This is a genomic window from Rossellomorea vietnamensis NBRC 101237 (assembly GCF_001591825.1).
Lineage (GTDB): Bacteria > Bacillota > Bacilli > Bacillales > Bacillaceae_B > Rossellomorea > Rossellomorea vietnamensis.
On sequence record NZ_BCVQ01000011.1, the window covers coordinates 1 to 19,764 of the forward strand.

General features: G+C 43.5%; 22 protein-coding genes. 5 read left to right on the forward strand and 17 right to left on the reverse strand.

Translation table 11 applies throughout. From position 1 onward, the window contains the following. Positions 1 to 81: 81 nt before the first annotated feature. From BVI01S_RS08020 to BVI01S_RS08055, 8 genes are all read right to left on the reverse strand, one after another. On the reverse strand, positions 82 to 516 hold the full coding sequence (locus tag BVI01S_RS08020) for a BrxA/BrxB family bacilliredoxin (RefSeq protein ID WP_034758566.1): 435 nt from the start codon (positions 514 to 516) through the stop codon (positions 82 to 84). A 21-nt stretch (positions 517 to 537) separates the two neighbouring features. Further along, positions 538 to 1,665, reverse strand: coding sequence for a conserved virulence factor C family protein (locus BVI01S_RS08025; RefSeq protein ID WP_061809874.1), 1,128 nt, complete (start codon positions 1,663 to 1,665; stop codon positions 538 to 540). A 73-nt stretch (positions 1,666 to 1,738) separates the two neighbouring features. Further along, positions 1,739 to 3,625, reverse strand: a complete 1,887-nt coding sequence (locus tag BVI01S_RS08030; protein ID WP_061809844.1) for an ABC-F family ATP-binding cassette domain-containing protein — start codon at positions 3,623 to 3,625, stop codon at positions 1,739 to 1,741. Further along, complete coding sequence (locus tag BVI01S_RS08035) at positions 3,622 to 4,266, reverse strand: HD domain-containing protein (RefSeq protein ID WP_061809845.1); 645 nt, start codon at positions 4,264 to 4,266, stop codon at positions 3,622 to 3,624. Before BVI01S_RS08035 ends, BVI01S_RS08030 begins: the two co-directional genes overlap by 4 nt. 98 nt (positions 4,267 to 4,364) lie before the next feature. Next, the gene (locus tag BVI01S_RS08040) at positions 4,365 to 5,222 is read right to left on the reverse strand and encodes a DegV family protein (protein WP_034758557.1); all 858 of its coding nucleotides are present in this window, start codon (positions 5,220 to 5,222) and stop codon (positions 4,365 to 4,367) included. 43 nt (positions 5,223 to 5,265) lie between these two features. Continuing rightward, positions 5,266 to 5,763: a hypothetical protein gene (locus tag BVI01S_RS08045; RefSeq protein WP_061809846.1), complete on the reverse strand. Its 498-nt coding sequence runs from the start codon at positions 5,761 to 5,763 to the stop codon at positions 5,266 to 5,268. Between the two features lie 27 nt (positions 5,764 to 5,790). Continuing rightward, entirely contained in the window at positions 5,791 to 7,482 is a 1,692-nt protein-coding gene (locus BVI01S_RS08050) for a formate--tetrahydrofolate ligase (RefSeq protein ID WP_061809847.1), read from the reverse strand. Between the two features lie 172 nt (positions 7,483 to 7,654). Then, positions 7,655 to 8,329 (reverse strand): class I SAM-dependent methyltransferase, encoded by a 675-nt coding sequence (locus tag BVI01S_RS08055; protein ID WP_061809848.1) that lies wholly within the window; start codon positions 8,327 to 8,329, stop codon positions 7,655 to 7,657. 196 nt (positions 8,330 to 8,525) lie between these two features. Here BVI01S_RS08055 and BVI01S_RS08060 point away from each other — a divergent pair, with 196 nt between their 5' ends. Beyond that, positions 8,526 to 8,744: a DUF3892 domain-containing protein gene (locus BVI01S_RS08060; protein ID WP_051758240.1), complete on the forward strand. Its 219-nt coding sequence runs from the start codon at positions 8,526 to 8,528 to the stop codon at positions 8,742 to 8,744. Between the two features lie 93 nt (positions 8,745 to 8,837). On the opposite strand, the gene mntR is transcribed toward BVI01S_RS08060, so the two are convergent. Further along, entirely contained in the window at positions 8,838 to 9,254 is a 417-nt protein-coding gene (gene mntR / locus BVI01S_RS08065; protein WP_034758545.1) for a transcriptional regulator MntR, read from the reverse strand. A 298-nt stretch (positions 9,255 to 9,552) separates the two neighbouring features. Between mntR and cspD the strand changes: the two genes are divergently transcribed. Continuing rightward, positions 9,553 to 9,753, forward strand: a complete 201-nt coding sequence (gene cspD, locus BVI01S_RS08070; protein ID WP_034758543.1) for a cold-shock protein CspD — start codon at positions 9,553 to 9,555, stop codon at positions 9,751 to 9,753. Positions 9,754 to 9,808: 55 nt separating this feature from the next. On the opposite strand, the gene BVI01S_RS08075 is transcribed toward cspD, so the two are convergent. Both BVI01S_RS08075 and BVI01S_RS08080 read right to left on the reverse strand, forming a co-directional pair. Then, positions 9,809 to 10,006, reverse strand: coding sequence for a zinc-finger domain-containing protein (locus tag BVI01S_RS08075; RefSeq protein WP_034758540.1), 198 nt, complete (start codon positions 10,004 to 10,006; stop codon positions 9,809 to 9,811). A gap of 70 nt (positions 10,007 to 10,076) precedes the next feature. Continuing rightward, the gene (locus BVI01S_RS08080; RefSeq protein ID WP_061809849.1) at positions 10,077 to 10,733 is read right to left on the reverse strand and encodes a reverse transcriptase-like protein; all 657 of its coding nucleotides are present in this window, start codon (positions 10,731 to 10,733) and stop codon (positions 10,077 to 10,079) included. Positions 10,734 to 10,836: 103 nt separating this feature from the next. Here BVI01S_RS08080 and BVI01S_RS08085 point away from each other — a divergent pair, with 103 nt between their 5' ends. Next, positions 10,837 to 11,517, forward strand: a complete 681-nt coding sequence (locus BVI01S_RS08085; protein WP_034758535.1) for a queuosine precursor transporter — start codon at positions 10,837 to 10,839, stop codon at positions 11,515 to 11,517. Between the two features lie 141 nt (positions 11,518 to 11,658). Further along, a complete protein-coding gene (locus BVI01S_RS08090; protein WP_034758532.1) occupies positions 11,659 to 12,045 on the forward strand; it encodes a reverse transcriptase-like protein in 387 nt (128 codons plus the stop codon). A 110-nt stretch (positions 12,046 to 12,155) separates the two neighbouring features. Here BVI01S_RS08090 and BVI01S_RS08095 read toward each other — a convergent pair whose 3' ends face one another. Continuing rightward, a complete protein-coding gene (locus BVI01S_RS08095; RefSeq protein WP_034758529.1) occupies positions 12,156 to 12,422 on the reverse strand; it encodes a DUF6123 family protein in 267 nt (88 codons plus the stop codon). Between the two features lie 34 nt (positions 12,423 to 12,456). Then, the gene (locus tag BVI01S_RS08100; protein ID WP_034758527.1) at positions 12,457 to 12,945 is read right to left on the reverse strand and encodes a divergent PAP2 family protein; all 489 of its coding nucleotides are present in this window, start codon (positions 12,943 to 12,945) and stop codon (positions 12,457 to 12,459) included. 107 nt (positions 12,946 to 13,052) lie between these two features. On the opposite strand from BVI01S_RS08100, the gene BVI01S_RS08105 reads away from it, so the two are divergent. After that, positions 13,053 to 13,190, forward strand: coding sequence for a hypothetical protein (locus tag BVI01S_RS08105; protein ID WP_034758524.1), 138 nt, complete (start codon positions 13,053 to 13,055; stop codon positions 13,188 to 13,190). 48 nt (positions 13,191 to 13,238) lie between these two features. On the opposite strand, the gene BVI01S_RS08110 is transcribed toward BVI01S_RS08105, so the two are convergent. From BVI01S_RS08110 to BVI01S_RS08125, 4 genes are all read right to left on the reverse strand, one after another. Next, positions 13,239 to 14,171: a 5'-3' exonuclease gene (locus tag BVI01S_RS08110; protein ID WP_051758239.1), complete on the reverse strand. Its 933-nt coding sequence runs from the start codon at positions 14,169 to 14,171 to the stop codon at positions 13,239 to 13,241. Between the two features lie 77 nt (positions 14,172 to 14,248). Beyond that, positions 14,249 to 15,079 carry a sulfurtransferase gene (locus BVI01S_RS08115; protein WP_321177493.1) on the reverse strand — a complete coding sequence of 277 codons (831 nt, stop codon included), beginning with the start codon at positions 15,077 to 15,079 and terminating at the stop codon, positions 14,249 to 14,251. After that, on the reverse strand, positions 15,076 to 15,255 hold the full coding sequence (locus BVI01S_RS08120; RefSeq protein ID WP_034758519.1) for a hypothetical protein: 180 nt from the start codon (positions 15,253 to 15,255) through the stop codon (positions 15,076 to 15,078). Before BVI01S_RS08120 ends, BVI01S_RS08115 begins: the two co-directional genes overlap by 4 nt. A gap of 23 nt (positions 15,256 to 15,278) precedes the next feature. Then, positions 15,279 to 18,890 carry a dynamin family protein gene (locus BVI01S_RS08125; RefSeq protein ID WP_061809850.1) on the reverse strand — a complete coding sequence of 1,204 codons (3,612 nt, stop codon included), beginning with the start codon at positions 18,888 to 18,890 and terminating at the stop codon, positions 15,279 to 15,281. Positions 18,891 to 19,764: the final 874 nt, after the last annotated feature.

Consider the following 19,764-nt stretch of genomic DNA (forward strand, 5'->3'; position numbering starts at 1 on the left):
CGGTGTAACAAGTGATCCTACTTTGTTCGTCTTTTGAGAAAATGGACCTAGTTATGTCCCAACCTCTTTTTTGATGGTCTGTTAACAGTTTTCGTTAAATGCAGTCACCAGATTTGAAATAATGGAAGAAATGTCGTGATCTTCAATTTCTTCCCTGGGGATAAAGTGCACGACCTTTTTTCCTTTTAGTAGAGCCATGGACGGAGAAGAAGGTTCGTAACCGTCGAAGTATTCTCTCATCTTGGCAGTCGCTTCTTTGTCCTGTCCTGCAAATACCGTGACAAGTTGGTCAGGGGTCTTTTCGTTATTCATGACGGATTGAGTGGCAGCGGGACGTGCAAGTCCAGCTGCACATCCGCAAACAGAGTTAACGACGACAAGGGTCGTTCCTTCTGTGTTTTCCATGTAATTCTCGACTTCTTCTTCTGTACCAAGCTCTTTAAAGCCTGCTTGTGTCAATTCCTGCCTCATCGGCGTAACCAACTGTCTCATATATTCTTCATATGCCATAGACATGCATAATCAACCCTTTCCTGTTTATTGGTGACGTGCTTCTGTCATCTGTTTCCAAACCGATCCTTTTGCCTCTTCGCCGCCTTCGATTCGTTCAATGGCCATTTTCACCTGAAGTTTCACTTCAAATTCAGGGTCGTTTTCCGCCTCTTTTAAACCAGGGAGGGCAGATTCATCACCGACTTCATAAAGGAACATGGCCGCGCGCCATCTAACCAGTTTACTCTTATCCTTCAAAGCTGCAACCATTTCAGGAATGGCCGCTTGAAAGCCCAAATCAGAAAGACAGTCACCCGCCGTCCTTCTCACTGTTACGGACCTATCATGCAATCCTTTGTACAGCAATGGAAGGACTCTTTCATCTTCAATCATTCCAAGGTACACAACGGCTAATCTGCGGATCGATACTTTCTCGTCCTCGAGGGCTTTTTGAAGGAGAGGTAAGTCCCCCAATGTAGGATCCTCCATCGCATCCAGTTTCTGATACCTGGTTTCCCATTCCGGAGCTTCAAAATCTTCGACGGTCACCTTTTGCTTTTTCTTATAAATGAGTGGTCCCTTGGCATCTGTTGTTTCCTCTGCTTCCGCGATAAGACCGGAAAGTCTTTCAGAAGGATAGGCTGCCACTAATTCTTCACTCACGTCGCTGCCGATCTCATCCAGATCACCGTACCGGATGCCGTAATCTTTCCACTTTCTAAGAAGGACGACATTATCCCCCTCTTTTTGGGCCTGACCGATCGCTTCAATGAATGAAGAAGGCAGGGAAAAACGCTTTTCTTGTTCCCCATCTGTCACCTTTACTTGCATCGGAATTCCTTTGAACATCTGCACACTGACATTCACTTCACCGAAATGTTCCTCCATGGGGGATTCCGTTTTCTCATCGGCTGCATCTTCACCGAAAGCCTTTCTCACCTGTGGCAAAAGCTCTTGCCAATCGAATTTAGCATTCCGTTCGACGGCCAGGAAATCGGCAACATGGTATACCCCTTTCACACCTTCGATGGCCAGGATCTCTTTGATGACGGGAGGAGCCCCCTCCGCTTCATCTTTTTTATAGTTGTTGCTCTTCCCGGCCTTCATTTCCTGATTGAGAAGAACTTTCATCGTATTCGGACTTGGAGTAGGTTCAATTGATAAAATCCTCAAGACTGTTACCCCTTTCTTTAAACTGTTCGTTTCCATCTTAACACAGTATCCTTGTTGCCTTAAAGAAAGAGACTTACTCGGCAAATTCAGAGAGATAGGTCCACCTCTCAATGAGTCTTTCCAGTTCTTCGTTGAGCTGTTCGCTTTCCTTCATCAACTCTTGTGCCCGCTCGAAGTTGCTGCCGACTTTTTGGAGCTCGGCATCCGCTTCTTCTATTTTTGCTTCAATGCCTGCCATCTTATCTTCAATTTCATCCCACTCTCTTTTTTCCATATAAGAGAGCCTTTTTTTCTCTTTCTCCCTCACTTCTTTAACAGGGACGGATTCTTTCGTTGAATCTGTCGGCTGCTTCTTATTTACAGCTTCACTCTTCTCCAGATACTCAGTATATTCCCCGTAATAGAAATCGATCTGTCCATCACCATTGAATATTAACAACTGATCTGCTGTCTTATCCAGGAAGTAGCGGTCATGGGAAACCGTGATTACGACACCGGAAAATTCATTGATATAATCTTCAAGCACTGTCAGGGTTTCTGTGTCTAAATCGTTGGTAGGCTCATCCAGTAGCAGGACGTTGGGTTTTGACATTAATAGTTTTAACAGGAAGAGCCTTCGTTTTTCACCGCCAGACAGCTTGCGGATCAACGTTCCATGGGTGCTCATTGGAAAAAGGAATCTCTCGAGCATGGATGTAACGGAAACTTGTTCCCCCTTATCTGTCGTTATATACTCTCCCGCTTCTCTTATATATTCAATCATTCTCATATTTTCATCCAGTTCTTCATGACCCTGGGTATAGTAGGCGATCTTAACGGTCTGTCCTTTGATCAATTCTCCTTTTGTCAGCTCATCGGTTCCTGCAAGGAGATTGAGGAAGGTTGATTTTCCGCTTCCGTTTTTTCCTACTATCCCGATCCGGTCTTTAGGCTTGATCAGAAAAGAGAATTCATTTAAAATCCGCTTGTCTTCAAATTGTTTTGAAGCGCCTTTGAACTCATACACCTGCTTGCCTAAACGATTTCCTCCAATCGCCATATCGACTTGTCCATTGGACGGACCGGATGACATGGTATCTTCGAGGTGTTCAAATCGCTGGATACGGGCCTTTTGTTTCGTGGTCCGGGCTTTTGCTCCCCTTCTCATCCATGCAAGCTCTCTCCGGTAAAGATTTTGCTGTTTTTCGGATAATTGGCGTTCCACTTCTTCACGTGAAGCTTTGGCTTCAATAAAGGAAGCATAATTCCCTTTATAGGCATAGAGGCTGCCTCCATCCAATTCAAAGATTCGATTTGTCACTTTATCAAGGAAGTACCGGTCATGTGTAACGAGTAAAACCGATCCATTATATTTCCCCAAATAGTCCTCCAGCCACTTGATGGACTGGTAATCCAAATGGTTGGTCGGTTCATCCAATATAAGCAGGTCCGGAGTTTCAATGAGGACCCCTGCCAGGGCAACCCGCTTCTTTTGGCCACCGGATAATTCATTCATTTTCTTCCCGAAATCATGGATGCCGAGTTTCGTTAAGATGGCTTTTGCATTGGCACTTGCATCCCAGGCATTGAGAAGATCCATTTGTTTTTGTGCTTCAAATAATTGATCTTGGACACTTGGACTTTCCGGGTTCTTCTCCATCACCATGAGCACCGTTTCATAGTTTCTCATAGCCTGGATGATCTTCGCTTCTCCGCTGAATACTTGTTGAAGCACGGTTAATTCCCCATCAAATGCGGGTTCCTGTTGAAGGTAGGCAATATGATAGTCGTTTGGCTTTGAAATCTCACCGGTATCATAATCCTCCATTCCGGCTATCAGTTTCAACAGACTTGATTTCCCTGTACCGTTCACTCCGATCAGTCCGACTCTTTCCTTCTCCGTAATGGAAAAGGATATTTCTTTAAACAGAGTCTTCTCCCCATATGTTTTGGAAAGATTCTCAGCTGTTAACATTCTCATTCTTGACCAGTCCATTCTTTATTGAATTGCTCTAGAAACCTAAGCATGAATTCATGGCGTTCTTCTGCCAAAATCCTGCCGGTTTCTGTACACATTAAATCTTTCAACTTCAGTAATTTCTCGTGAAAATGATGGATGCTGGAGCTATCCCCATTTCTATATTCCTCTACGGTCATATGTTCCCTCACTTGAAAACCCGGATTATACATCTCTCTGCCTTTCCTGCCCCCATAAGCAAATGTCCTGGCGATGCCGATCGCCCCGATGGCATCAAGGCGATCGGCGTCCCTGACGATTTTCGCTTCGATCGCAGTCAATTCCGCTTCATGACCACCTTTATATGAGATGGAATAAATGATCGATTTCAGTAACGTCATGTCTTCTTCATTGAGTGTGAGATTCATTAGGATATCATCCAGCTTCTTTTTTCCTTCTTCTTCACCTACGAATTTCTCGTCCGGCACATCATGAAGCAGTGCCGCAAGCTCAATGATATATGTATGGGAAACCTGCTCTTCCCTCGCGATTCTAAGAGCCTGTTTTCTCACACGATCTAAATGATACCAATCATGTCCGGTTGATTCACCTATGTACTCTTGTTTTAAATAGTCTATTACTCTGTCCAGCTCTTTACGCTCCACATTTCCACCTTCTCTTCCATTGTACCAAATGATGTTCTACTTTCAGAATAAAAAGGAGTGGATGCCCGACTCTACACATCACTCCTTCTTTGATTTTTTCATTTACTTTCTGAAAACCAGCTTATACCAATTGTGTTTTCACCAGCATGTACACCGATCACTGCCCCGAGGGGATAGGCCCCGAATTCTATTTCCGGATAAGCTTGCCTCAGCTGTTCCATCCATTCCAAAGCATCTTCCCGATTTAAACCGTGTAATACAGATACTTTCCCTATTCTCCTATTTGCAAGAGCTAGATCCAACTGGTGGCTCATGCTGCTTAAGCCTTTTTTTATGCTTCTTACCTTGTCTTCCACTTTAAGCTTACCATCTTCAATGGAAAGCATGGGCTTTATCTTCAGGACGCTCCCCAGGAAGAATGATAGGCCGCCCATCCTTCCGCTTTTATGCAGCTGCTCGAGGCTCCCTACCATCACATACGTCTCACAAGAGTTGATTCTTTCTTCAATCGCCTCTTTTATCCCAAGGGGATCTTTACCTTCCTCCGATAAACGTTTACCGTACTGAATCAATTCTGTCAACGGGTTGGAAAGAATTTTCGAATCAATGCAGCTAATATTTGGAGTGGTGTCCTTCAGTAGTTCCGCTGCCTGATAAGCAGACGAAAAGGTACCGCTGAAATGAGACGAAACATGGATGGAGAAGATATAGTCATAGTCCCTTGACAGTTGTTCAAATAATTCCTTAAACCTGCCGATTGAAGGCTGAGAGGTTTTCACTTCCACCTTTTCGTTCCTTAATTTAGAGAACAATTCTTCAGGGGACAGGTCAATGCCGTCCATATACTCCTTCTCCCCGAACAGGATGCTCATCGGAACTACATAGATGTCGTTTTCCCCACTCTCCGATTGATTTGGAACAAATGCAGTACTATCCGTTACCCATGCTATTCTCATGAAAAATTCCCCTTTTTTCTATTTATATGAGCTCAACTTAGGACTAGAAGTCCTTTCCCTTCAGTTGTTTCAGTGTATCTACAGAGAACGATATCATCTGTAACACATCATCGACCATTTCCTCCGTAATCACCCGGTTGAAGGTTAAAATCCCTTTATATGAGATCGGTTTAATGGAGGACTTCACTTCTTGCCACTCCCAATGTTTATCCTTCCCCCAGGCTTCTTCCAGAATCTCCATATGACGATGAAGTTTTTCATCACCTTTATAGACGATGAGAATGTCCGCTCCAGCCGTATTCTTTTCGGTCATCATCTTTCTTTCTGCCAGGAAATGCCCCATATCCGCCTTCAAATGAAACTCGATTGAAAGCGATTTTTCGTATGGGAGTGAATACTGGATTTGATAACACCGCTCATAATGAGCAAAATCAAACAAATCCTTCCGATCAAGTATCTGAATATCCCCTGTCAAGTCAAGATCGTAGACTGCTCCTTCAAAGATCACCTTTAAGTTATCAAATGCTGTAGGGTCAAACATCTTCGCCCTCCTTTCCATTCTTCATTGTTAAAACAATCCGATCGCCCTGCCGTCTTCATCTACATCCATCCCGAACGCAGCAGGTTTTTTCGGAAGTCCCGGCATCGTCATGACTTCTCCCGTCAAAGCAACGATGAAGCCTGCACCGATCTTTGGTTTCAATTCGCGTATCGTGATGGTGAAATTCTCCGGACGGCCGAGTTTTGCCGGGTCATCTGAGAGGGAGTACTGCGTCTTGGCCATACAGATCGGAAGAATGCCCCAGCCTCGTGATTCGAACTCTTCCAACTGTTTTCTCGCTTTGACTGTGTACTCGACTCCACTTGCCCCGTATACTTTTTTGGCTATAGTATCGATTTTCACCTGCAGGGAATCTGACAGTTCATATAGGGGGGAGAATTCCTTCTTATTCCCTTCGATCTCCTCTAAGACTTTCTGTGCTAAATCGATACCACCTTCTCCGCCTTTAGCCCATACATCCGTTAATGAAACCTTTTTATTCTGGTTTTCACACCACTTGATCAAGGCATCGATTTCATTGTCACTGTCTGCTCTGAACTTGTTGATGGCAATGACAAATGGCACATTGAAATGCTCCAGTGTCTCCATATGCTTCTTCAGATTGGTCAATCCTTTTTCCAGGGCCGGTAGGTTTTCTGTTTGAAGGTCCTCTTTCGACTGGCCACCATGCATTTTCAACGCACGGATGGTGGCAACCAGTACAACGGCATCTGGAGATTTACCTGCAGCACGGGACTTGATATTCAGGAATTTTTCCGCCCCTAAATCTGCACCGAACCCGGATTCTGTCACCACATAATCAGCAAGCTTCAAAGCTGTTTTCGTTGCCATGACACTATTACAGCCGTGTGCTATATTGGCAAACGGTCCTCCGTGGATAAGAGCCGGGGAATGCTCGATCGTCTGGACGAGGTTAGGCTTTAGTGCATCCTTCAACAATAACGTCAGAGCCCCTTCTACACCAATATCCTCAACGGTCACCGGTTGTTTTAACCAGTTATAGGCGACAACCATCTGACCGAGTCTTTTTCTTAATTCTCCGATACTCTGAGATAGACAGAGAACGGCCATGATTTCAGACGCAACAGAGATATCAAAGCCGTCTTCCCGTGGAACCCCCTGTACGGGTCCGCCCAGACCGACGATGATCTGGCGAAGGGAACGGTCATTCATATCGATCGATCGTTTCCATACCACTCTTCTTTGATCGATATTCAATTCATTACCTTGATGAATATGATTATCCACTAAGGCAGCCAGGGCATTATTCGCTGTGGAAATGGCATGGATATCCCCTGTGAAGTGGAGGTTGATGTCCTCCATGGGAAGCACTTGTGAATAGCCGCCACCTGTCGCTCCCCCTTTGATCCCCATCGTTGGCCCGAGGGAAGGCTCCCTCATGGCAATGATGGTCTCTTTATTCAATCGATTCAAAGCATCCCCTAGTCCCACAGTCACTGTAGACTTCCCTTCACCTGCAGGCGTTGGATTGATCGATGTTACGAGGATTAATTTCCCCTGTGAATGGTCTTTCAGTTTATGTATCGATTCAAAGGATATCTTTCCTTTGTACTTGCCGTAAAGCTCCACGTCATCTTCTGTCAGGCCGATCTTCTTAGCAATGTCCACAATCGGCAGTAAAGTGGATTGTTGAGCTATCTCGATATCCGATAATACTTTTTTCTTTATAGTAGTCATGGAAGTTCACCCTCTTAGCTTCATTTTTAAAGTAACCGTGGCTTGTCTATTCCTATTGTATCTTTATTTTACACTATAAATGAACACTTTTGCTCTTCAAGCTTCTCTCCTGACGGGAATGATGGCGGATAGTAAAACATGATCGACTCCCGGGACGAGAATCGATCATGTTTTATTTTTGAAACATAAATAATGTCGTGAACGTCAAAGCCTGCTTTAATTCATTGGAGAGATCGTCTATGTGCGTCGGTTTCACGCCTTTTTTATAGATATAGTCTTCACCGACCTTTTTCCATCCTTTATCTTGGGCAAGCTTTTCCAATTCCCACGGCATCATGGTATTACAGATGACCTCTTTACCTTGGAGACGGGGATAGGCATTTTCCCTTGGATGAGCAGTCGGTCCCAATAAGCCGATGCAAATAAATCCAGCCTCACCCACGATCCGTTCGATCTCATTCAATGTGTGCAAAGGATCTTCCGTCCATTCTACCGAATTGATCGCCATTACAGCATCAAATTGCCCATCCTTGAACGGAAGGGAATTCAGATCACCTTGTATGAAAGACAGATTTTCCCTTTCCTGCTCCATGGCAAGTTCCATCATATTCCTTGAGAAATCCATCCCTGTGACCCAGTATCCTTTTTCATACAACAGATAAGATCCGTATCCGTCGCCACACCCTAAATCCGCAACGTTTCTTGCTTTCCCTGCGTGATCATGAAAGAAAGGGATGACGGCTTTTCTGCTTCCAGTTGTCCACATTTCAACGCTTTTTGAATGCCAATGGTCGGCATTATCTTCCCAACGGGTTTTGGCGCTTGTATGCCATTCTGAACTTTTCATATGTACACCTCAATATTTTTTCTATATTGTTCTATATTCTCAGTTCATCGTCTTAATTCCTGCATGAAGGCATAATGAATCCAAACGTCAACATAATATTATTATGTAAACTTAAAATTATCCTGCCGTTCACATTATGATTTCTTTCTCATTTGTTCATACTAATGGTAAAGTCTGAACAGAAAAGGTGATAGATATGGAAGAAATCTCCAAGGTGCAACGGAATTATCATGGAGATATTATAAGCTTCCAAACCTCTTCCGGCCGCATCATTTCCTACCGGAAAGCCGTATTGGAAGCATCCGAAGGTTTACTTCAAGGTGTCACACTCAATGAGAATGAATGGGGAGAATCTGAGTTAACCAGTCTGTCAGTCGAAGATGGAACTTTTAACGACTACCCTTCTATATTTTGATTCCCGCATCCTCCATCCAAAAAGGACTTTCATTTAAATGAAAGTCCTTTACCCTTTTCTTATGTTTTTGCGGCTTTTAAATGGATATATTCATTATTCACTGCGATTTTGAATCGTTCGCAGTCCTTCTACCCGGCTCTTTTCTTCCTCGAAGAATTGTACGAGATCCCCGATGCGATCGATGGAATCCCAGCTTAAATGATGTTCGATTCCTTCCACATCTTCATAAATATGTTCTTCCTTCACTCCAATGACACGAAGGAATTGTTCCAACAGCTCGTGTCTGTAAACTAAACGCTTTCCTACCTTATTTCCCTTTGGAGTAAGAACAAGACCTCGGTATTTCTCATAAATGAGATAATCATCCTTATCAAGTTTCTGAACCATTTTGGTAACTGAGGAGGGGTGGACAGATAAAGCTTCTGCTATATCCGAAACTCTGGCGTAACCTTTGTTCTCAATTAACATGTAAATCTGTTCTATATAATCTTCCATACTTGGTGTAGGCATTTTTTTACCCTCCAAATTCCCATAAATATCATTAAAAGTTTACTATAACTACAGGATGAATACAACCCGGACCCCGGAAGCCAAATAATTCACTACTTCACCGTTATCTCTGCACAGTCAACTGTTTCCTTTCTAAATCGGACGAATGTTGACTCGAAAAACGTCATATTGTATAGTTAAGACATCATTGAAGTGACCGATGTTTATGCTTATCATATAAGCCATAAACATCATTCATTTCGTGAAAACTATTTTCCAGAGGCACAACCGTGCTTGAACGATTTAGGAGGATTCTAACATGCAAAATGGTAAAGTAAAATGGTTCAACAATGAAAAAGGTTTTGGATTCATCGAAGTTGAAGGTGGAGACGACGTATTCGTTCACTTCTCAGCGATTCAAGGTGAAGGATTCAAATCATTAGAAGAAGGTCAAGAAGTTTCTTTCGATGTTGTTGAAGGAAATCGCGGACCACAAGCTGCAAACGTAGTCAAATTATAATCGTACAAAACAATAGATCAACATGATGAAGGGCAGCCCCTAAATTGGCTGCCCTTTATTTTTGATAGGCGTCGTTTTTATTCAAATATTCTCCGTATTGACGAATTTGTTCCCCGATGGTGCATTGCTCTATACAAAAGCGGTGAGCATACGTTTTGCCATACTCTTTGCGAAAGTGTGCTTTCAGTAAGCAGTCGTTACAGTAGGTGTCTATAAGCTCATCCACTTTATCCACCACTTCTTTTCGATTCATGAGATCACTCCTAGATTTTTTCACCCACAGCAAATCATTGTATTAATAGAGTATATAATACACAGCAGAATTATTCTAATCGTTTATTACTGTGTACCTTAATGCCTTGAAGTGCCTGGTTGGCAAGCTTATCGGCTTCTTTGTTGTCTTTCCTGTTCAGGACAATCAGATTGGGTTTCAGCCCAAGCTTTTGGATCGATCCTTCAATTCGATCAAGCCATCTGCTCAACCCCTCTTCATAACAAGGCCACTCTCCCCCCAGCTGCTTCAATGCCACCTGAGAATCTCCTCTAATCGTACAAGGCACATTTTTAACCCCGATTTCTTCAAGCAGCCCGATAGCTATATGCAATGCCGCGTATTCAGCTTCATTATTGTTTTCAATTTCCTCGAGAAGTGCATTTTTTCTGATCCGAAAAGATTCCCCGCCTTTTTCATAATAGATGACGATACCGGCACCCGCATAGTTCGTTTCCTTATCAAACCCGCCATCAAAGAACACAACGATGTTTTCGGGTTCCTTCTCTAACTCCTGATTCAATTTGATGTATTCTTTCCTTGTCCAAGAGTTTCCCATTTCATCAATGATTTCAAGATCAATGACCCTTCCCGTTTTCATCAGATCATCTACATGGATCAATGTTTCTTTCCGCTGGAAAAACCCGGATTCAAACCATATATCTGATGCAGTTTTGCTTTTATATTTAAATTTAATTTTCATTTTCATTCTTCTTTCACTCCCTTTTCTTCATTTTATTGTTCAAAATCATTTTTCTTTGTATAATGAGGACTATTGTTTCATTCACTTATGAACGATAGGAGGACTTATTATGTTTAATATATGGTTTGGCCTGGTTTTCGTACTCATCACATTCTCATGTTTACTTGTCATGTATCGAATGTTCGGACGAACCGGACTCTTTGTTTGGATAGGGATTTCGACCATACTTGCAAACCTTCAGGTCGTCAAGACGATTGAAATCTTCGGTCTGACGGCGACACTCGGGAATGCCATGTATGGTACCGCCTTTCTGGTGACGGATATCCTGAACGAAAAGTATGGTAAAAAAGATGCACAGAAAGCGGTTTGGCTTGGATTCTTCACGTTGATCGTCATGACTATTATTATGCAACTGGCGCTCTTATTTCAACCACATCCTGACGATTTCGCCCAGGAATCCCTTGCGACGATCTTTGGCATCATCCCGCGGATTGCACTTGGCAGCCTTGCCGCATATCTAGTAAGCCAATTTACGGACGTGTATATCTTTACGTATCTCAAGAAGAAGTTCCCGACAGATGGCCAATTTTGGATCCGCAATAACGGGAGTACGATGGTGAGTCAACTATTGGATACCCTTGTCTTCACAAGCATTGCCTTCCTTGGTGAATATCCGATGCACGTTTGGTTCGAGATTTTCGTTACTACCTACCTTCTCAAATGGATGATTTCCCTTATGGATACCCCGTTTGGCTATATTGCAAAACGATTCCCAAAGAATATGGGATGACCGAAGCCGGGTGTAGGCATTTTCACCCGGCTTTTGCTATGTATATAGAGGATATGGAGTGAAATGCCATGAAGCATTCTCCCTCCTCCCTCTTAATATGCTACTATATTTATATTCTGAATGTGTATGAGGTGAATACGATTGTTAGAAGTATATATTGATGGTGCAAGTGCCGGGAACCCCGGACCAAGTGGAGCCGGTATATTTATCAAATACAACGGTGAAGTAGAAAAACATTCGATTCCTTTAGGGATCATGGACAATCATGAAGCTGAATTCCTCGCCTGCAAAAAAGCACTAGAAATCTGCTTGGAGAAGAAGACAGATACCGTATGGTTGAAAAGTGATTCTCAAGCTGTCGTCCATGCGATTGAGAAAGAGTTTGTACGTAATGCGCAATATAAATTATTGCTCGGAGACATATTGAGCTTGACGAAGCAAATGAACCTTTTCTTTGTCAAATGGATCCCAAGCAAAGAAAATAAAGCAGCGGATGAGCTGGCCCGTAAAGCCATCCACCTGAACTAAAGGGATCCAGTCCATGTGATTTTGCCCTTATAAAATGACACAAGCGCTATACAATCACTTACTAAAAAGACCATCAGAAAGGTTACAATCCCATTCTGATGGTCCCTGGCTTATGCCAATCCCTGTTTCTCCATCCACCTTAAAGCTTCCTTTCTGGAAGGGATTTTCTGGGAATGGAGTCTTTCTAATATGGACATATAGAAGCTGCTGTCAAATTGTTTCTGTGCTTTTAACGTAATTTCAATGGCACTATTGACCAGTTCATCCGGGGCGTCTGTGTATTTTTTGCCGAAATAGATGAAGCCTATCGCATCTTCCTGAAATTTAAAGCCTTTGTTTTCCAGATCTATGAGAAATTCTTCTGTTGTCTTTTTCACGTTTCTCCTCACCTTATCGCCACTTTGTCATCTCTTATCTTACAGAAAATCTTTTCTTTTGCCTATCCTTTTTGGAAAACAAGAAGGCAACGAAGCCAAGAAGGGAACCAAGTAATGCACCGCCCACCACTTCCTGTGGCTGGTGCCCAAGCATTTCCTTCAGTCTCTTAGGTTTCTTCTCTTCGAATTCAACGGTTTCCTTTTCATGAGCCTTCCTGACAAGCTCATCGAGACTATTTACTTTAAGAGTCAATTCACCGGTTTGGCGGCGAATTCCCTGGGCATCGTACATGACGATCAGACCAAAGATGAAGGAAAGAGCGAAATCAATCGTTCTTACCCCTCTTTTTAACGCAATGAATGTCGTCAAAGATGCGACTCCGGCACTATGGGAGCTCGGCATTCCCCCTGTCTGAAAAAACAGTTCAGGCTTCCACTCCTTCTTTTTCAAAAAGTGCAGTGGAATCTTCAATCCTTGGGCAAACGCAATACTGATCAGTGCGGTAATGATTCCTTTATTCACCCTAACACCTCCCTTATTCGTAGTGTGTCCTAAAATTCTCTGTACATGGGATATTTGTAGGCAACCAAGACAAAATAGTAAAGATCACACAAAAGGAGGGTCTTTTAATGACTAAAGGAAACAATAAAAATAAAGGGAAAAGCGCTAAAAGTGTTAACCCCCAAGGCATTTCACAGGATGCTGAATTTGCGATCGAACCGAAAAGCGCATTAGAGAATGCAGCTAAAAAAACGAATAAAAAATAAACCTCAATAAAAAAGTGTCAGGCTTATGTCCTGACACTCTTATCATATTTAGCTTGAAGCCGAAAGCACATTCGAACCTACTAAAAACCTTCTAAGAACTTTAAGCTCTAATTCGTCCACAAGCGTTAGTGTATCATGTGATACATGCTCCCACCTGGCTTCTTCAACCGACACTGAAAGAGGTACTTCACAATGAATTTCAGCCAGTTTCCTTGAAACATGCAGCATATCAAGGTCTTCCTCAATCTTCTTTCGTTGTGAAGGAGTCAGTTCTTGCAGATTGGCAAGGATACCGGAAATATCCTGATACTGTTGAATCAGTTTCATGGCTGTTTTCTCCCCGATCCCTTTTACTCCTGGATATCCGTCACTAGTATCTCCCATGAGTGCTTTCACATCAATGAACTGTTCCGGGGTGATGCCCCTTTCTTCCACAAAGAGGTCTTTCGTATAGGTCTGATAATTCCCAAAGCCTTTTTTCAGGAGCATGATGTCAATGTTGTCATCAAGAAGCTGCAGGAGATCCTGGTCTCCACTTAGAACGGAGACTTTACGCTCGGATCGATGGAGCTTTGCCAGTGTCCCGATACAATCGTCTGCTTCATAACCCACTACGCCCACATTGGAAAGATTGAATCCTTCAGCCACTTCTTTTGCAAGGTCGAACTGAGGGATCAGTTCAACAGGGGGTGCATTCCGATTCGATTTATAGTCATTGAACACTTCGTTACGGAAAGTCTGGCTTCCCATATCCCAGCATACAATGATGTGTGTAGGCTTCACATGATCCGCAGCCATCAGCAGGTGTTTCATGAACCCCTGGACCCCATTGGTCGGGAGGCCTTTTGAGTTCATCATGAATTGGCCCGTTACAGCCGTTGCAAAGAAAGATCGAAATAATAAAGCCATTCCATCTATTAATAATAAATGCTCATTTTTATTTTCCAAGTCATCCACTCCTAACCCCGTCGTTTCGTACATACCTTTTAAAGTATAACATATCAGCACAAATAGCTAATTGGAAAAGTGATGTATCTCTTCCAATTAGCTACTCGGCATTATTCTTTCTCCACCCTGTGTTCTTCGTACGAAACCCAATCGCTATAGCTTCCTACATATAGCTTCACATCAGTAAATCCGGCTTCTTTAAGAGCAATGAAATTTGGGGTTGCCGTTACACCAGATCCACAATAGACAATGACGGGCTCATCTTTTTTAAGCTTCGAGAAACGTTCATTCTGCTCATCGGATCCAAGGAAATACCCTTCATTCATCCCTTCCGTCCATGGAAGGTTGATCGCGCCTGGAATATGGCCCGGAATACGGTCGATCGGCTCTTCCCGACCAGAAAACCGTTCCCTGCTCCTGGAATCGATCAACTGGATCATCCTATCTCCATCTGCAATGCCCCGTATTTCATTCAAAGTGGCCAAGATGCCATCATTAACGTTCGGATGATAATTTGTTGCAGGATAATGGGGAACGGAGGATTCCGTCTTTTTAGAACCTTCCTTCCACGCGGCAAATCCACCATTGAGGATAAAGACATTTTCATGACCGATATAATGGAATAACCACCAGCATCTGCCCGCAAAGGCCCCTTCCTTCTCATCATAGACCACGATGGTTGTTTGATTATCGATCCCTGCATCCTCCACTTTCCTCAGGAAATTCTTCATATTCGGTAGGGGGTGTCGTCCCCCGTGCTTCTTCGCATAACCGGATAAATCCTTTTCAAGATCAAAAAAGACGGCACCGGGAATATGGCTTTCATTGTATCTTTCCCGGCCTTCTGCTGGATTCCCTAATGAAAAACGACAATCGATGATTCTTACATCCCCATCGTCCATATGTTCTTTAAGCCACTCAGCATCTACCAGCACTCTCATGGTTTCATCCCCCTCTTCTTCATCAATCTCCGCACTTCTTCCTTCGGTTCCCAACAAGAAAACTGATAGGTCGTTTTGGTCTCATAGCCTAGTCTTGAACAATAATAGGAGGTCTTCTGCTCTTTCTTCACCCCTTCTATGTGAATACAGGTAGCACAGCAATGATAAGGATTCACTATGGATGTCCTCCTTCTTTTCGTTAAGCCTGCTCGAGACGTATTAAATCCCGTTTCAGCTGATCCAGGTCCTGGACGGTCTCGAGTGCTTCAAGATAGGATGTAATTTGATCGGTCACCTGACTTAGAAGCTCTTCTTTGAGCAACTTGAATTCCTCTTCCAAATAGGATTGTCCCCAGGTGTCCAGCCTTGACCGTTCCTTTGTCAAGTAACGGTCTGCAGGTTCTTGAAGCAAGGCTTCCAATTTTTCCTGCACCACTTTCTTTCCGCCTTTTTCAAAGAATTGCTTTGGATTCTTGAATGTGGAGAAAGCGTCTTCGAATGGTCGCAGTTCCTTTTGGTTAAAAGCACTCTCAAATTCGATGCTCGTTTCATTTTTATAATCCATTGGGGACAGGACCAGATCTTGTTCCACCCGCTGGATCTTCTCTTCCAGGGCAACCCATTGATCTCGGAGCTGCTTCTGAATGAACTGCTGAATCCGCAGGGAGGTTGCCCGCATTTCCTGAGCCAGATCAAACCCGATACTTGATAAAAATTCCTTTAACCCTTCACGGATGGCCTGGGAGTGAGATGGATATTGAAGAAATAACCCGGAATGAAATGCTTCCTTATAGAAGTCCGGCACCCTGAAAAATACTCTTTGTTTTACATAGTGCACGAGCTCCTTGGACTCCTGCAGCATCTCCACTGTTAGGGGCTCCCTGGATATGCCATCAATGATGGATTCAACCTCGGACTTCCGCTCCAGAAGCTCCCTCTTCCTTGATTGTTTATACGTCTTTTCACTTGAAGCGGAGTGGAGATATTGTTGAAAACGCTTCAGCCCTCTCTCCCACTCGCCAAGTGCTGATTCGATACTCATGCTCACTAATTCATTCTGGATGAAGGTTTGGAATTCCTTCTTGAAAGCATCCATCCCGGATTGAAGTGATGCGGATTCTTTAAGTGCCTGAAGAGATGATACTCCGAAAATCCTTGGAAAACGGATTCCATATTGAATCAATTGGTCTTCCACATAATCAATGACTTCATTTTTTTCTTTTTCATCACTTGCGAGGTCGATGGCATTGACGACAAAGAACATTTTATCCAATTCGAAAGTGTCTTTCACTCGGCCCAATTGAATGAGGAATTCTCTGTCTGCCTTTGCAAATGCATGATTATAATAGGTCACAAAAAGAATCGCATCGGCATTCTTGATATATTCGAAAGCAACACCGGTATGGCGGGCATTGATGGAGTCAGCACCCGGTGTATCGACGAGGGTGATCCCCTGTCTTGTTATCTCACAATCGAAATAGAGATCGATGGACTCCACAAAGCAAGCTTTCGTCTCATCGGCTACATATCCTTTATATTCTTCTAGATCGACCTTCCTCCTGCTGCCGAGGGTTTCCTTAAATGAAGGATACCCTGTCAGAAAGGCTTGAAGGAAAGAAAGATGTACATTTTCTTTCCCGCTTCCTTCAGTCGATAAATCTGGTATCATTTCCGCGGCTTCGTCCAGGGAAGATGCATTGCGATTGAAAAACGAAAGGGAATGATTGATGTCTGCCATGAGCTGTTCCCCGGTTTTGATGTGTACATGGGCCGTTTCATGCTCACACTCTTCCGATACAGGATTGATCCTGTTGATGGAGGCGGTGGTAGGGTTCGGGCTCACCGGTAGTACTTTTCTTCCTAACAGGGCATTGGCAAAAGATGATTTCCCTGCACTGAATGCACCGAATAATGCGATGGTAAAGGATTGATTCGAGAGGCGCTCTCTCTTTCCGTCCAATAGATGTGCCATCTTGGTAAACCCATTGTAATTCCTGAACACATTCGCCATCGTTTCTAACCGTTGAATCGCTTCGTCTTTTGACGAGAGCTGCTCCTTGATGTCCGGGGATTGATTTATGTCGCGTTCTTGTCCCGAGTCCTCTTTACGATCCAGAACCACATCGGAAGCAAGTGTATAGGTTTCTTCTCTCTCTTTCCATTTCACGGTCCATTCTGACATAATCGTCTCCGCACGTGTTGGATCAACTTCCGCTTTCCTCAATCTTCTGATTTGAGCGTCCTTCTCTTCATTGAGTGAATTCCATTGATAAATGATGCCTGTTTTTTTCTGAAGCTCTGCCAGTTCTTCTTCCATGCCAGCTTTCTCTTCGGGCGATGAGTTTTCAATTTCGGTTATCAGTCCTTCGATCAACCCGTTCGTTTCATTTCTTGCTTTTCTTTTCAAAGCCTCAGAAAGATCATCACAGTATTGGAGAATATAATCACTCGAGACTCCTGCCCCTTGTTTAATTAAATCGACAAGGAAATGATCGTCCACTTCAAGGTTCAATCGGTCCCATTCCACCCGCTGATCAGATGAAGGGATATATTCTTTCACGATGTTTTTACCAAGCGTCTTTAAGTGCCATTCGAGTTGAGATTCGATCCGTGAGTTGATATCCTCTTTGAACCTTTGAAGTCTCAATGCTTTTTCTTCTTCTGTCTTTTGCTTGGAGAACAAGAAGCCGACTTTGAAGTCCTGTTGCCTGCTTTCCAGGAAATCCTTTGCTAATTCCCTTGTTTCGAATGGCATTAAATAGGCATTCTTGAGGATTTCCCTTCGCTCTACTTCGAATTGATCTTTTATAGATGCGACATTATTTTTTGCCAGTGTATCGACGAGCTTTCTTTCTTTTAGAAGGATGGAGTCTTTCTTCTCCCATTCTTCGTCTGTCAGGAAATCCAGGGCTCTATCCCCGAGTTTTTCAAGTTCTTCCTCATACCATTTCTCATGTTCAGTTCGCAATTGGGAAATAGCCGAGACTGCCGAGTCTTCAATCAGTTCATCCTTCTGTTTGACCTGGCCATCAATCAGTGCCTTCAATTTTTCAAGGTCATTGTAAGGATGGGCGGGATTTCTTAAACTTGTAAAAAACGTGCCATCGGGTACTACCCCCCAAGAGGCGAATGAATTCTTGACGCTTTCCTGGAACTCACTGAAAGATAATTCTTCCTCCTGATGCTTATCGATCTGGTTCACAATCAGATACAATTTGACACCATGACGCACCATTTCCTTGGTGAACTCAAAATTCACCTGTGATTGGACATGGTTATAATCCATTACATAGAAAACTGCGTCGGCAAGGTGAATCGCCGATTCCGTAGACAGCCTGTGGGCATCGTCCGTACTGTCAACTCCCGGAGTATCCAAAACGGAAACCCCTTCAGGCACGTCACTTCTCTTCCGTCCGATTTCTACAGAGTATACGTCTTCCCCGTTTTTACAAAAATCCTTAATGGTCTCAAAATCATACGGTGCCTTAAAATAGAGGGGCTGGGACTGATGATAATGAATCTTTGCAAAGTCGGTTTGGGCATGATGCACCTTCACCAGATTCGCACTGGTTGGAATCGGACTGGATGGCAGGATGTCTTCACCCATCAACCGGTTGATCATCGTGGACTTCCCGGCGGAAAAATGGCCGCAAAAAGCAAGGATCAATTCATGGTTGTTCAACTTTTCTGCAAGCCGTTCAACCTTGGAAGCCCTCTCCCCATCCCCGTTCTGGAGGAAGATGTCGTAGTAAGCCGTAAGCTGATTTAACGTATTATGTAAATGTGTACTCTTATGTTCAATCTGACTCATAGTCTAATCTAATTCCTTTCTGCACTTAAGAAGAATGATAACGTTTTTATTTTATCGTATTTGAATCAAATTCTCTATGAAATCCTACCGGAAAGAGTGATCTGAGATTGATAACAGTATATGCGAAGGATTGGATGAGGGGAAAAGACAATATGGAATCATGTTTCTAAAAGGCTTTATTCGTAAACTTTGTTGCTTGGTAAGGTAGCGAGTAATGGTTGATTTCCGCTTCAGGTGCTCGCTTTCCGCGGGGCTGGCGGTGAGCCTCCTCGGCTTCAAGTGGTGTCCTACCCTTGTCCAGCTCCGGCGGCTAGCCCCTCGAGGTCATAAGCTAAATGATCCAAGAAGGCAAAAAACACCTTCCCGGCCCATTCAGCTTATGCTTGTCGGGGCTGAGCAAGCCGCCTCCGCTTTTCGTAGTTTCCCGCAGGAGTCGTGCACCTTCCGCTACAATCAACTTTATTGTAATTGGAGGATTAATCTACCTCTGTACACCTCTAGAAAACATCATTTTCTATGTGTGGAGCGGTCAATTTCAGTTTGAATAGTAAATTGAAATGCTGTTTTATTCGTTTTTTCACTGGTAAGCTCTGTCACGCTATCTCATTTAGGTGGGGAGTGGAACGGCGTGACTCCTGTATAGAAGCACAGAGTGGATTGAAGCGGAAGGCACTTGACTCCTTCGGGAAATAGAGGAAAAGTCAAGACCCCGCAGGGCAAAGCCCGAGGAGGCTTGACTTCCTCCCCGAGGAAAGCAAGTGCCTGAAGCGGAAAGGAACGGTCCAAGTATAATAGCTGTCACTTTTACAAACAAGGACAAAAAAAGCCTCTTCCGAAGAAGAAGGCCCAGTTTATCGTGTTGTTTCGGTTGCGA